The organism is Streptodolium elevatio (assembly GCF_040649515.1).
Taxonomy (GTDB): Bacteria; Actinomycetota; Actinomycetes; order Streptomycetales; family Streptomycetaceae; genus Yinghuangia; species Yinghuangia elevatio.
Genome location: NZ_JBEZFP010000098.1, coordinates 23,063 through 36,269 on the forward strand (window position 1 = coordinate 23,063; position 13,207 = coordinate 36,269).

13 protein-coding genes are annotated in these 13,207 nt (G+C 74.3%); 10 read left to right on the top strand and 3 right to left on the bottom strand.

The window, feature by feature from the left end:
- The first annotated feature begins 164 nt into the window (after positions 1-164).
- Entirely contained in the window at positions 165-983 is an 819-nt protein-coding gene (locus tag AB0C36_RS30020; protein ID WP_358360071.1) for an AfsR/SARP family transcriptional regulator, read from the top strand.
- Positions 984-1,013: 30 nt separating this feature from the next.
- Here AB0C36_RS30020 and AB0C36_RS30025 read toward each other — a convergent pair whose 3' ends face one another.
- Together AB0C36_RS30025 and AB0C36_RS30030 are read right to left on the bottom strand one after the other, a co-directional pair.
- Positions 1,014-1,910 carry a TetR/AcrR family transcriptional regulator gene (locus tag AB0C36_RS30025; RefSeq protein WP_358360074.1) on the bottom strand — a complete coding sequence of 299 codons (897 nt, stop codon included), beginning with the start codon at positions 1,908-1,910 and terminating at the stop codon, positions 1,014-1,016.
- A gap of 22 nt (positions 1,911-1,932) precedes the next feature.
- On the bottom strand, positions 1,933-3,048 hold the full coding sequence (locus AB0C36_RS30030) for an ABC-2 transporter permease (RefSeq protein WP_358360077.1): 1,116 nt from the start codon (positions 3,046-3,048) through the stop codon (positions 1,933-1,935).
- Between the two features lie 85 nt (positions 3,049-3,133).
- On the opposite strand from AB0C36_RS30030, the gene AB0C36_RS30035 reads away from it, so the two are divergent.
- The 6 genes from AB0C36_RS30035 (at position 3,134) to AB0C36_RS30060 (ending at position 9,905) form a co-directional block, all read left to right on the top strand.
- Positions 3,134-3,721, top strand: coding sequence for a TetR/AcrR family transcriptional regulator (locus AB0C36_RS30035; RefSeq protein ID WP_358360081.1), 588 nt, complete (start codon positions 3,134-3,136; stop codon positions 3,719-3,721).
- A 175-nt stretch (positions 3,722-3,896) separates the two neighbouring features.
- Positions 3,897-4,475, top strand: coding sequence for a DUF1707 SHOCT-like domain-containing protein (locus AB0C36_RS30040; RefSeq protein WP_358360084.1), 579 nt, complete (start codon positions 3,897-3,899; stop codon positions 4,473-4,475).
- Between the two features lie 76 nt (positions 4,476-4,551).
- The gene (locus AB0C36_RS30045) at positions 4,552-6,798 is read left to right on the top strand and encodes a primosomal protein N' (RefSeq protein ID WP_358360087.1); all 2,247 of its coding nucleotides are present in this window, start codon (positions 4,552-4,554) and stop codon (positions 6,796-6,798) included.
- A 157-nt stretch (positions 6,799-6,955) separates the two neighbouring features.
- Positions 6,956-7,501, top strand: coding sequence for a peptide deformylase (gene def, locus AB0C36_RS30050; RefSeq protein WP_358360091.1), 546 nt, complete (start codon positions 6,956-6,958; stop codon positions 7,499-7,501).
- 5 nt (positions 7,502-7,506) lie between these two features.
- The gene (fmt, locus tag AB0C36_RS30055; protein WP_358360094.1) at positions 7,507-8,466 is read left to right on the top strand and encodes a methionyl-tRNA formyltransferase; all 960 of its coding nucleotides are present in this window, start codon (positions 7,507-7,509) and stop codon (positions 8,464-8,466) included.
- The gene (locus AB0C36_RS30060; RefSeq protein ID WP_358360097.1) at positions 8,463-9,905 is read left to right on the top strand and encodes an RsmB/NOP family class I SAM-dependent RNA methyltransferase; all 1,443 of its coding nucleotides are present in this window, start codon (positions 8,463-8,465) and stop codon (positions 9,903-9,905) included. Before fmt ends, AB0C36_RS30060 begins: the two co-directional genes overlap by 4 nt.
- An 85-nt stretch (positions 9,906-9,990) precedes the next feature.
- Here AB0C36_RS30060 and AB0C36_RS30065 read toward each other — a convergent pair whose 3' ends face one another.
- Complete coding sequence (locus AB0C36_RS30065) at positions 9,991-10,920, bottom strand: TIGR03620 family F420-dependent LLM class oxidoreductase (RefSeq protein ID WP_358360100.1); 930 nt, start codon at positions 10,918-10,920, stop codon at positions 9,991-9,993.
- Positions 10,921-11,063: 143 nt separating this feature from the next.
- Here AB0C36_RS30065 and AB0C36_RS30070 point away from each other — a divergent pair, with 143 nt between their 5' ends.
- The 3 genes from AB0C36_RS30070 to AB0C36_RS30080 form a co-directional block, all read left to right on the top strand.
- Entirely contained in the window at positions 11,064-11,768 is a 705-nt protein-coding gene (locus tag AB0C36_RS30070; protein ID WP_358360103.1) for a TetR/AcrR family transcriptional regulator, read from the top strand.
- Between the two features lie 83 nt (positions 11,769-11,851).
- Positions 11,852-12,319, top strand: a complete 468-nt coding sequence (locus AB0C36_RS30075) for a spore germination protein GerW family protein (RefSeq protein WP_358360106.1) — start codon at positions 11,852-11,854, stop codon at positions 12,317-12,319.
- Between the two features lie 156 nt (positions 12,320-12,475).
- The coding region (locus AB0C36_RS30080; RefSeq protein WP_358360109.1) for a hypothetical protein at positions 12,476-13,207 on the top strand (732 nt) is incomplete at its 3' end.

Genomic DNA, 13,207 nt, shown 5'->3' on the forward strand with positions numbered 1-13,207 from the left:
GCGCGAGGCGGAGCGGGCCGGGTCGAGACGCGAACCCCGCGGCGCGGCAGCCGTCGTTCCGGTTGTCGCAAGGTCACCAATCGTTTACATGGAGTGCCTTATCGGAACAGACTGCTCCGACTAGCATCCGTCGAGGACGACCCCGGAACCCGGAGGCGTAACAGATGCGATTCGCGATCCTCGGCCCGCTGCGCATGACCGGCGTGGGCGCGCCGACGGTCCCCAAGGCGCCGAAGCAGAGACAATTGCTCGCGCTGCTCCTGCTGAACGCGAACCAGGTGGTCCCGGTTGGCGTTTGCATCAAGGAGCTGTGGGACGACCAACCGCCGGACAGCGCGCTGTCCACGTTGCAGACATACGTGCTGCATCTCAGACGCGTGCTGTGCGGCGTACCCGAGATCGGCACGATGCGCGCGGCCAAGCAGGTACTTGCGACGGCCGAGCGCGGGTACCGCTTCTCGGTGCCGGACGGCAGTCTCGACCTGCACCTCTTCGACGAGGGGGTACGCAAGGCCCGCGACGCGCTCGCGGACGGCGACGACGCGCGCGGCTCGGCGCTGCTCGCCCGCGCCCTGGACATGTGGGAGGGTCGGGCGCTCACCGGCGTCCAGGCCGGGCCCGTGTTGCGGGCGCATGCGGCGATGCTGGAGGAGTACCGGCTCAGCGTTCAGGAGACCCGGATCGAGGCCGATCTCCGGCTCGCCCGGCACCACGAACTGATCGGTGAACTGAGCGCGTTGGCGACCCGCCATCCGACCAACGAGAACGTGCGGGCGCAGTTGATGCTCGCGCTGTACCGGTCCGGCAGGCAGGCGCACGCCGTGGAGGCGTACCAGCGCCTGCGGCGCACCTTGAGCGCCGACCTGGGCTTGGACCCGTCTCCGCGGATGCGGCGCTTCCTCCAGGCGATGCTGGAGAACCACCCGAGCCTGAACAGCCCCGCGGCGGCGGGCGCGGGCGCCGCGGGGGACCGTTCGGCCTGAGGCGCCGGTCTGGCGTGCGGGGGACGGCGGTCACTCCGGCGGGAGCTCGTCCGCCGCTTCGTACCTTGCTTCGTGCGCGGCTTCGTGCGCGGTCCCGGGCACGGACTCGGATCTGGTGCGGAGCTCGGACTCGGACGTCCGGCCGGCCTCGGACCCGGCATCGGCCTCGGCCTCGGCCGACGGTGGCGGGGCGAACGCGCTGATCCAGCGGCGCTGGTAGTCCGCCCAGGTCGGGGCCGGGCCCGGGAGCGAGCCGGCCGGTGCCCGGAGCCCGTCCAGAGCCAGGGCCACCAGCCGCTCCCGTGCGTGGAGTTCCTCGGCGAGCAGCTCGGCGGGATGGTCGCCGTCCAGGGGGAACGAACCCGGATAGCGCCCGAACAACTCGATGAGGCGCTGGATGTCGACGAGCGAGACGTCGCCACGCAGCCCGCCGCCCTCCCGGGCGCGGTCCACGACCGCCTGGAGCAGGGTGCTCGCCCGGTCACTCGTCTCGATCATGTCCGGGGTCACCGGAATGGTCCCGGCGACGATGGACACCGCACCGGCGCGGAGCCGGATGCAGCGCTGCACGAACCGCGCGAACGCCCCCCAGGGATCCGCGTCGTCGGCGAGCGCCGCCTCCGCCTCGGCGATCATCTGCTCCATCGTCAGGCGGCAGAGGGTCTGGATCAGCTCGGTCTTGCTGCCGTACCGGCGGTAGAGGGTGCCGACGCCGACGCCCGCGCGGTGCGCCACCGCGGCGACGGTCGCCTGGGCACCGCGCGTGGTGAACACCTCGCGGGCGGCGGCTAGTACGAGGAAGTCGTTGCGTTCGGCCTCGGACTGGCGGCCGCGTCCCAGCGGGGGCCGGCGTACGGCGGCCCCCAGCACGTCGGCCTCGTCGGTGCACACGGGGTGCGCTGCGTCGCTGCGATGATGTCGGGTCACGTGGCCGTCTTCTGGCGGGCCGTCAGGGACTGGCGGCGGGACGGGTACGCCGGTCGAGCAGGGCCGCCGCGGCGATGAGTCCGGCGGCCAGGACCATCCACCCGAGCAGTACGGCCAGTGGACGCGCCGCGCCCTGCCCGTCGAAGAACGCGGTGGACCGCAGCAGGCTACCGCCGGCGCCCGGCGGGAGGAACTGTCCGAAGGCTCCCCAGGGTTGCGGCAGCATCTGCGGGCCCGCGGCGACCCCGGACAGCGGATTGCCGACCAGGAACATCAGGACCGCGCCGACCGCCATGCCGGGGCGTCCGAACACCGCCGCGAAGCCGATGATGGTCACCCCGATCGCGAACATCATCGCGGCGAGGACCGCCGCGTTGAGCGCGAACGGCCCGCGGATCGCCTCCACCCAGCCCTGCATCAGCCCTGTCGCGCACACCCCGCCCACCAGGGAGAACGCCGCCGCGGCCACGACCCGCCACCGTACTTGCGAGACCAGCAGGGTCAGCAGGATGCCGCTGAACATCCCGGTGAGGACCAGCGGCAGCATGCCCGAGTTGAGCCCCGTGCCGCGCGGGTCGCCCGACGCGGGCGGCACCAGGTCGTCGACCGGGACCGGCCGGCCTCCGTTCGCTCCCGCCGCGACCTGTTCGAGCAGTTGCGCGACCGGCACACTCGCTCCGGACGCGACCAGGACGCGAGGCCCCTCCGGGCCGACCACGAGCGCACCGTAGTCCTTGCGGTCCAACACCCGGTCGCGGGCGGCCGCTTCGTCCTCGGCGACGTGCACCTTGAACGCTCCGGGGTCCGCGCGGCGCAGCCCCTCGACGATCTGCGCGACGGCGGGCGGCGGCCCGGACACGGAGATCGGCACGTCGCGCGGGTGCAGCCGGGCGTTGGGCCACGCGAACAGCACCAGCATCCCGGCCTGGATCACCACCAGGGCGCCCGCGACCAGCGCGGCGATCCGGCGCGGGGGAAGGTTCACCGGGCCGGCGTGCGCGCGGTGCGCGGCGGCTTCGGGTTCGGCGTGCGGCGTACGAGCCGAGGACATGGACACTCCCTGCCGGTCGGATGGGTCGAACAGGTCGAAAGAGTCGAGCGGATCGAGCGGATCGAGCGGATCAAACAGTTCGAACATGGCCGAACGGGTCGGACGACGACGCGGCGCGAACTCCGCGGCGGTGTCGGGCCAAAAAGAAGAACGCTCGTTTTATTATTCTGGCATGCCCAAAGTCGCGCAGGCCCATCTCGATGCCCGTCGCCGCCAGATTGTGGAGGCGGCCGGGCGCTGCTTCGCCCGGAACGGCTTCCACCGCACGTCGATGCAGGACGTGTTCGCCGAGTCCGGGCTGTCGGCCGGAGCCGTCTATCGGTACTTCGCCGGCAAGGACGAATTGATCGCGGACATCGCCGCCGGGGCGGTCGGCCAGGTCCGCGCCTCGGTGCGGGCACTGCTCGACAGCGGCCGCGACCTCTCCCCGGCCGACACGCTGGCCCGGCTCATCGACGACCTCGGCGCGTTCCGCGACCCGGACGGCACCGGCCGCCTCATGATCCACGCGTGGGGCGAGTCGCTCGGCGACCCGGCGCTGCGCGAGGTCATCGCCGCCCTCAACCGCGAGATGCTGGACGAGCTGGCCGAGGTCGCGGACGGGTTCGTCGGTGCCGGGCACCTGCCGGCCGACGCCGACCGCCGCGCGGTCGCGCACACCCTGCTGTCCCTCATGCAGGGGTACGTCGTGCAGTTCCACGTGACCGGCGACCTCACCCCTGAGCGATACCTCGTCGGCCTGCGCGACCTGCTGGGGTGACGCCCGCGCGGCCCCGCCGACTCGGGCGGCGAGCCCGGGAGAGGGGCCCGGGAGAGGGGCCCAGGAGAAGGGCCGGGAGCGGGCCGCGGACAGTCCAGGAAGGGACCGGAAGACGCCCCGAAAAGTGGGGCTAGCCCCATGGGCACACCCGATCGGCGTGCCTAGCCTCGGAGTCATGCTGAGGCAACCGGCCATGCGGGCTTCCGACGTCGACCGCGAAGCGGCGGTCGAACTCCTGCGGACACATCACGACCAGGGTCGCCTGACGCTGGACGAGTACACCGACCGCATCGGTGCCGCGTACTCCGCGGTGACCCTGGGGGAACTGGCCCAGCTGCTCAAGGACCTGCCGCCGCCCGAGCACCTGGAGTACGACGTCGAGGTGCTGCGCGCGGCCTGGCAGCGGTCCGCGGCGGTGCAGCCGGTGGCCCCGCCGTCCCCGAGACCCACGCGCGCGGAACCGCCCGTTCCGCCGCCGGTCCCTGTCGTCGTCCCTGTTCCCGTCCCGGTGCGGGCCCGGCAGGCGCGCGAGGAACGCGAGGAGCGTCGGCGCGGGGTGAGCGCACGGAGCGTCCTGCGCGGCCTGTGGACCGCGGTGCTCGCGGTGACCGCGGTCAACGTCGCCATCTGGCTGCTGGTCCTGGTCACCGAGCAGCCGGTCTACTTCTGGCCGATCTGGGTGTTCGGCCCGCCCGCTGCGCTGCTCGGTGCGGCGGAGCTGTGCGTACGGCGGCACAGCGGGCCCGGCTCCTGACCACCCGCGCCGGCGCGGGGTGCTCCGGGGCGTGGCCTGCCCCGGCTCTGTCGCCCTGATCTGGGAAGATGCCCGGGTGGGTGAGCACAGCGCGGGGGACCGGCCGGACGACGACTCCACTGCTCCCGCCGAGCAGTTGGAGATCGCCGTCGCCGCCGCGCGCAAGGCCGCCAAGTCCGCCAAACCGCGCAAGCCCCCGGCCCTCGCCGCCGAACTGCCGGTCGCCCGCGTCGTCGTCGACAAGGCGCTGTCCCACCTCGACCAGTACTTCGACTACGCCGTGCCGGAGACCATGGCGGAGACCGCCCAGCCGGGCGTGCGGGTGCGCGTACGTTTCGGCGGCCACGCCGCGGGAGACCGGCGCCGCGGTGGCGGCCTGATCGACGGAATCGTCGTCGACCGGCTCGCGGCGAGCGACTACTCCGGGCCGTTGGCCCGCATCGAGCGTGTGCTGTCGCCGGAACCGGTGCTGCCCGCCCGCATGTTGGACCTCGCCCGCGCGGTCGCCGACCGCTACGCGGGCACCCTGGCCGACGTCCTCTCGCTCGCGCTGCCGCCCCGACACGCGCGCGTCGAGACCGAGCCCGCCATCGATCCGCTGCCCGCACCCGGCCGCCCCGAGCCAGGCAGCTGGGCGCGGTACGCCGACGGGCCGCGGCTGCTGGAGGCGCTGGCGGCCGGGGAGTCGCCGCGTACCGTCTGGACCGCGCTGCCCGGCCCGACCTGGCCGGGGGAGATCGCGCTGCTGCTGGCCGCGGTGCTCGCGTCCGGGCGCGGCGGGATCGTCGTGCTGCCGGACGGCAAGGCCGTCGCGCGCGTCGACGAGGCCATGGAGCAGCTGCTCGGGCGGGGGCACCACATCGCGCTCACCGCCGAGGTGGGTCCGGAAGAGCGCTACCGCCGCTGGCTTGCCGTCAGCCGGGGGACGGTCAAGGCCGTCGTCGGCACGCGCGCGGCGATGTTCGCGCCGGTCGCCGACCTGGGGCTGGTCGCCCTGTGGGACGACGGCGACACCGCGCACTCGGAACTGCACGCGCCGCAGCCCCACGTGCGCGAGGTGCTGGTGATGCGTGCGCTGCGCGAGCAGGCGGCGTTCCTCGTCGGCGGGCTGACGACCTCGGTCGACGCCGCGCAGCTGGTGCGCTCCGGATGGGCCCAGCCGGTCGAGGCCGACCGGGCGCGCGTACGCGAGGCGGCGCCCCTGCTGCGCACGGTCGGCGACTTCGACCTCGCCCGGGACGACGCCGCGCGCGTCGCACGCCTGCCGACGATGGCCTGGGACGTCGCCCGCCGAGCGCTGGAGTCCGGGCCCGTGCTGGTGCAGGTGCCGCGGCGCGGGTACGTGCCGCACGCCGCGTGCCTGCGCTGTCGGGCGTCCGCCCGCTGCACCGCGTGTGTGGGACCACTCGAACTCACCAGCTCCGAAGGGGCGTTGGTGTGCTCGTGGTGCGGGCGGCACGAGGTCGGCTGGCGGTGTGCGGAGTGCGGCGGGGCCAAGTTGCGGGCGAACGTGGTGGGTGCGCGCCGTACCGCCGAAGAACTCGGCCGGGCGTTCCCGCGCGTGCCGGTGCGCACGTCGGGGCGGGACGCGGTGCTGGCGACGGTGCCGGACGTCCCCGCACTCGTCGTCGCGACCCCCGGCGCGGAACCGGTCGCGGCGGACGGATATGCCGCCGCCCTCCTCCTCGACGGCTGGCTCCTGCTCAACCGGCCCGACCTGCGCGCCGGCGAGGAAGCCCTGCGCCGCTGGCTGGGCGCCGCGTCCCTGGTCCGCCCGGCGTCGGAGGGCGGCGCGGTCGTGATCATCGCGGAGCCGACCCTGCGCGCGGTGCAGGCCCTCGTACGCTGGGACCCCCAGGGCTACGCCCGCACCGAACTCGCCGAACGCGCCGAGTTGGGCCTGCCGCCCGTCTCGCGCATGGCCTCGGTCACCGGGTCGCCCACGGCCGTCGCCGAGCTGATGCGCCTGGTACGCCTGCCCGAGGGCGCCGAGACCCTCGGCCCGGTCCCGGCCCCGCCGCCGAGGAGCCCGCAGGCACCGGCGAACACCCGTACCTCCCGGGCACGTTCCAAGTCCGCCGCGGCCCGCGCGGCCATAGAGCGCCCCCCGGCCCCCGCGTCCGACGCCCCCGGCCTGTGGACCCCGGGGCGTCAGGCCCCCGAGCCGCCGCCCGAGGAACGCCGCGAACGCCTCCTCATCCGCGTCGCCCCCGGCCGAGGCGCGGAACTCGCCGCGGCGCTCAAATCCGCCCAAGCGCTGTGGATGTCCAGAGGCCCCGCCGAGACCGTCTGGGTCCGCATGGATCCCCTCGACATCGGCTGAACCCAGCTGGACCGCCGAGCCCGTATGTGCGGGGCGGCGGTTGGCCGGGAGGTTGTCTCGGCCGGGGAGGGGGGTGGGGCGTCGGTAGACTGGGCGGGTTGAGGGGGTGCCGCCCCTTGGTCGTGTCCTCCGTCTCCGGTCGAACGGGAGTTCTTCTGTGGCAGTTCAGCCGATCCGCCTTTTCGGTGATCCGGTGTTGCGTACCGCGGCGGACCCGGTGACGGTCTTCGACAAGGAGCTTCGGGTCCTGGTCAAGGACCTGACGGACACGATGACGGACGCGCCCGGGGCGGGGCTGGCGGCTCCGCAGATCGGGGTGTCGCTGCGGGTCTTCACCTACTTCGTGGACGGCGAGATCGGGCATCTGGTCAACCCGGACCTGGACCTGTCCGACGACGAGCAGGACGGCCCCGAGGGGTGCCTGTCGCTGCCGGGGCTGGCGTACGACACCAAGCGCGCCTTCGGGGTCGTGGCCAAGGGCTTCAACATGCACGGCGACCCGGTGACGATCGAGGGCACCGAGCTGCTCGCCCGGTGCATCCAGCACGAGACCGACCACCTCGACGGCATCCTCTTCATCGACCGGCTCGACCGCGAGCAGCGCAAGGCCGCGCTCCGGGCGATCCGCGAGGCCGAGTGGTCCGGTCAGGCGCCCCCCGCCGTCAAGGTGTCGCCGCACGGGACCTTCGGAAAGGCGCTCTGATTCCGATGCGTCTGGTTTTCGCGGGGACACCCGAGGTCGCGGTCCCGTCGCTGGAGGCGCTGATCGCCTCGCGGCACGAGGTGGTCGCGGTGGTCACACGTCCGGACGCCCCGGCCGGCCGGGGGCGCAAGCTGCGCCCGTCACCGGTCGCCGAGCGGGCCATGGAGGCGGGCATCGAGGTGCTGCGCCCGGCGCGGCCGCGGGAGCCGGAGTTCCTGGCGCGGCTGGCCGAGATCGCGCCGGACTGCTGCCCGGTGGTGGCGTACGGCGCGCTGCTGCCCAAGGCGGCGCTCGACATCCCGGCGCGCGGCTGGGTCAACCTGCACTTCTCCCTGCTGCCCGCGTGGCGCGGCGCGGCCCCCGTCCAGCACGCCGTCATGGGCGGCGACGACGTGACCGGCGCGTGCACCTTCCAGATCGAGGAAGGTCTCGACTCGGGGCCGGTCTACGGGTGTGTGACCGACGACGTGCGCCCCACGGACACCAGCGGCGACCTGCTGGAGCGCCTGTCGCGGTCCGGCGCGCGCCTGCTCGCGGCGACCATGGACGGCATCGAGGACGGCCAACTCGTGGCCGTGCCGCAGCCGCCCGACGGTGTGTCGCTCGCCCCCAAGGTGACCGTGGCGGACGCCCGGGTGGACTGGACGACGCCCGCGCTGCGCGTGGACCGCGTCGTCCGCGGCTGCACGCCCGCGCCCGGCGCGTGGACGACATTCCGCGGCGAGCGCGTGAAGCTCGCACCGGTACGCCTGCGCGCGGGCGACTCCGAACTCGCCCCCGGCGAGATCGCCGTCGAGCGCAAGGTCGTCCGGGTCGGCACCGGCAGCCACGCCGTCGAACTGACCGAAGTGCAGCCCCAGGGCAAGCGCATGATGGCGGCCGTGGACTGGGCCCGGGGCGTGCGTCCCGAGTCCGGCGAGCGCTTCGGCGCGGAAAACGCCGCCGCGAGTGGAGAAACCGAGTGACCCGTCCCGTCACCCCCGGCCGGTCGCCGCGCAGCCCGGGAGGCTCCGGCGGCAAGGCGTCCCGCACCTACCGGCGGCCGAAGCCCGACGCCGCGCGCCGTGCCGCGTTCGACGTGCTGCGCGCGGTCGACGAGCGGGACGCGTACGCCAACCTGGTCCTCCCCGGGCTGCTGCGCGACCGCCGCATGACCGGCCGCGACGCCGCCCTCGCCACCGAGCTGGTGCACGGGACGCTGCGCCGCCAGGGCACGTACGACGCGATCCTGGACCGCTGCGTGGACCGCCCGATCGGCGAGGTGGACCCGCCGGTCCTCGACGTGCTGTGCCTGGGCGCGCACCAACTGCTCTCCACCCGGATCCCGACGCACGCCGCCGTCTCCGCGACGGTCGAACTGGCGCGCGGCGTCCTGGGCGACGGCCGGGCGAAGTTCGTGAACGCGGTGCTGCGCAAGGTCTCCGCGCGCGACCTCGGCGAGTGGCTCGACGAGGTCGCGCCGCCGTACGACGAGGACGCCGAAGGCCACCTGTCCGTCGTGCACTCGCACCCGCGCTGGGTCGTGGGCGCGCTGTGGGACGCCCTCGGCGGCGGCCGTGAGGGAATCGAGGCACTGCTCGCCGCGGACAACGAGCCCCCGGCCGTGACGCTCGTGGCGCGCCCCGGCCGCTCGACCCTCGACGAGCTGTACGCGGCCGGCGCCGAGCCGGGGCGCTGGTCACCGCTGGCCGCGGTGCTCCCCGAGGGCGACCCGGGAGCCATCGCCGCGGTCCGCGACGGGCGGGCCGGCGTGCAGGACGAGGGCAGCCAACTCGTCGCGCAGGCACTCGCCGAGGCCCCGGTCGCCCCCGTTGACGGCGGTGAGCGGCGCTGGCTCGACCTGTGCGCGGGCCCCGGCGGCAAGGCCGGCCTGCTCGCCGCGATCGCGACGCAGCGCGATGTGTCGCTGCTGGCCGTCGAGCGCCGCCACCACCGCGCCCGACTGGTCCGCAACGCGATCGGCTGGAACACGAACCACCAGGTCGTGACCGCCGACGGCACGCAACCGGCATGGGAGCCGGGCGTGTTCGACCGGGTCATCGCCGACGTGCCGTGCAGCGGGCTCGGCGCGCTGCGCCGCCGTCCGGAGTCGCGGTGGCGCCGCCGACCCGAGGACATCGCCGAACTGGGGCCGTTGCAGAGGCAGTTGCTCGGCACCGCACTGGGTGCGGTGCGCCCGGGCGGAGTGGTCGCGTACGTGACCTGCTCGCCGCACAAGGCCGAGACCCGTGCCGTCGTGGACGACGTGCTCGCGACGGAGGCGGGGGAGGGCTTCGAACTGGTCGACGCCCGTGAGCTGTTCCCCGGCGTCACCGACCTCGGTGCGGGGCCGGACGTCCAGCTGTGGCCGCACCTGCACGGCACCGACGCGATGTACCTCGCGCTCCTGCGCCGCACGGTCTAGCGGCGCCGATCGGTTGCGCCGACGACCGGTTGCCGGCGACCGGTCGTGCGGGCTGCGCGCGTGCAGGCTCGACCGGACACCCGTCCTAGGCCGCCGCGCGCTCCAGGACCAGTGCGGGCGCCAGTTCGCGCCACTCGGGGCGGGGGAGCGCGGCCGGGTCGGCGGTGAGCACCTGTACGCAGACGTGGTCGGCACCCGCGTCGAAATGCTCGCGGACCCGGCGGCGGATCGTGTCGGCGTCGCCGTACGCGACGATCGCGTCCACGAGGCGCCGACTCGGGACGCCGGCGATGTCCGCGTCGCCGAAGCCGAGCCGACGTACGTTCGCCTCCTGATGCGCCGCCTGGCCGACGTACCCGGCGACATGCGCGGTGGCCAGCTCGCGCGCGCGGACGAGGTCGGTGTCGAGGATGACGGCCTGTTCGACGCCGAGGAACGCGTCCGGTCCCAAGATGTGGCGGGCCCGCGCGGTGTGTTCGACGGGGACGAAGTACGGGTGCGCGCCCCACGCGCGCTCGGCGGCCAGTTCCAGCATCTTCGGCCCGAGGGCGGCCAGCACCCGGCGCGGCGCCGGTCGGGGGTCGGGGCCGTGCGCGGGGACCGCGTCCATCGAATCGAGGTACCCGCGCATCGTGGCGACCGCGCGGCCCCGTGCGGGCATCGGGTAGCCGTCGAGCTTGTGGACGGTGTCGTCGACGCGGTGGCCGCCGAGGCCGAGGATGTAGCGGCCGGGGAATGCCTCACCGAGCGTGCGGGTGGCGGTGGCCGTGGCGATCGGGTCGCGGAACGCGATGTTCGCGATGCCGGACGCGACCGTGATCCCGCGCGTGGCGTTCAGCAGCAGGGCCGCCTGGCCGAAGGTGTCGCGGCCGAACGCTTCGCCGAACCAGATGGCGGTGTATCCCAACTCTTCTGTTTCCGCGGCGGATTCGCGGACCAGGGTGGCGGGCTGCGGATCGAACGCGAACGTCCAGATGCCCACGCCGCCGAGGGTCGTACGGGTTTCGTCGTGCACGTGGTGCTCCCATGCGGAGATGACCGGCAATAAGCGGAGAGGTTCTCCGCTTGCTCCCGGGATAAGATACGGAGAACCTCTCCGTTTGGCTAGCGGGCCGGGGCGGGACTCGGCGCGGGACTTGGCTCAGGGATGGAGCGACGGTGGCGAAGACGGGCAGGACGGCAACACCCGCGGGGCAGCGCGCCGACGCGCGCCTGAACCGCGAACGCATCGTGGCGGCCGCGCGCGAGGTGTTCGCGGAGGACGGTCCCGACGCGTCCCTCAACGAGATCGCGCGCCGCGCGGGGGTAGGGCCGGGGACGCTCTACCGGCACTTTCCGAACCGCCGCGCGCTGGCCGCCGCGGTCGTCGTCGAGCGGGTCGAGATCCTCGTCGCGCACGCCGACCGCCTGCTGGCCACGGACGTCACCGATGTCACTGACGCTGCGCATGCCCGGGGTTCCGTGCATGCCCCGGACGCCGCGCATGTCGCGGCCCACGCAGGGGCTGCCGACCCGGCCGCTGCTGCGGCGGCCGCGGCCGCGGACGCGGCACTCGTCGAGTGGTTCCGCGCCTTCCTCGCACACGCCCGGCTCCACCAGGGCACCGCGGTGGCGGCGATGGCCGAGGAGTCGGCGGACGGGGAGGCGGACGGGCTCGGGGTCGACTGCCACCGCCTGATCACCGATGCCGCGGCCGCGCTGCTCGCCCGAGCCCAGCGCACGGGCGCGGCCCGCCCCGACGTCGCATCCGACGACCTGGTGCAACTCGTCGTCGGCATCGCCCTGTCGGCCGGCCTCGGCGGCGACGACGAACAACCCGAGCGCCTGCTCGCCCTGGTGCTGGACGGTGTCCGCGGCCGATGACGTGCGCGGGCCTGTGGCCTTGCCACTGAATACCTCCCTCCCCGGGGCTGTTCCCCACCCGGGCGCGCGGCCAGCATGGGTACATGCCTGCCTCTCGTGATCCCGCCCCGGTCCCGGACTCCCTGGCCGCCGAACTCGCCACGCCCGCCTACCTCGACGCGGCGCGGGCCGCGGGAGTCGGGGTGGGCGCCACCCTCCTCGAACGCCTCGCCGGCGCGCTCGGCAAGGCCACCGCGGCGTCCGCGGTGTTCGGCGAACCGGTCACCAACGGCGGCGTCACCGTCGTCCCGGTGGCCACCGCCCGGTTCGGGTTCGGCGGCGGCGCGGGTTCCGGACGGCAGGACTCCGCGCTCGGCGAGGGCGGCGGAGGCGGGGGCGGCGCGACGGTGACGCCGACGGGGTTCATCACGATCGCCGACGGCCAGGCGACGTTCACCCGGTTCCGCGACCCGTGGACGGACATCGTCCTGCCGGCCGCGGCGGCCGTACTGCTGTCGGTGGGCTCGGCGGCCGCCGCGCAGATTCTCCGGCGCGGACGCCGCGGCCGGTGAGTGCGGCCGCTGTCGGGCCTGCCCGGGGTCGTCCGTTCCGGTGAACCTGGCGCCTGTCCCGCGGGAAACTCGAACGCCGCGAGATAACCCAGTTAATCAGGGCATACCGGTGTAATCCGCCAAGCATCGAAGGCGGCCCACCCCGGAGACCCCCCGATGCCCGACGCGCCGCCCCCGCCACGCCGCCGGAGCGCCACCGCGCGTACCGGCGCCGCGCTCAAGGGCGAGTGGCAGCGCGTCATCGCCGTGCCCTTCGCGGAAGTGCGGCGCCGCGGCCCGCGCGCGATCCCGCTGGCGCTCGCCTCGACCGCGCTGGTGGCCTTCTTCCATGTGGTCCAGCAGTTCGACTGGGGCGCCGACACCACGCGCGTGCTGGGCGGCGTACGCGCGGACCTGCCGTGGTGGCTGGCTCTGCTCCGCACGCCCGTCTCGCTGTTCGTGCCCGCCCCCGACCTGCCGGTATGGGGTGCGCTCGCACAGGTGCTCGTCGTTTTCGGGTTCGCCGAACTGGTCCTCGGGCGCGCCCGCACGCTCGTGATCGCGTACCTCGCCACACTCGCGGGCACCATGGCCGCCCGTGCCATGATCGCCCTCGGACCGGACCGCTTCCTCGGGATCGACGACAGTCTGGGACACGTCCTGGACACCGGCCCCTCGGCGGCGGTCGTCGGCCTGGTTGTGGCCCTCGCCTGGGTCTGCCGCGCGCCCGTGCTGATGACGCTCGTGTGGGGGCTGATGATCGCCGAGGTCGCCTGGAAGCCGAACCTGGCCGGGCGCGAACACCTGGTCGGCATGGCCGCCGTACTCGTCTACGTCGCGCTCGGCGAGACGTGGCGCCGCGGACGCGAAGTGCGCGAAGGCGCCGAGTGGGTCGCGGGCACCGACGAG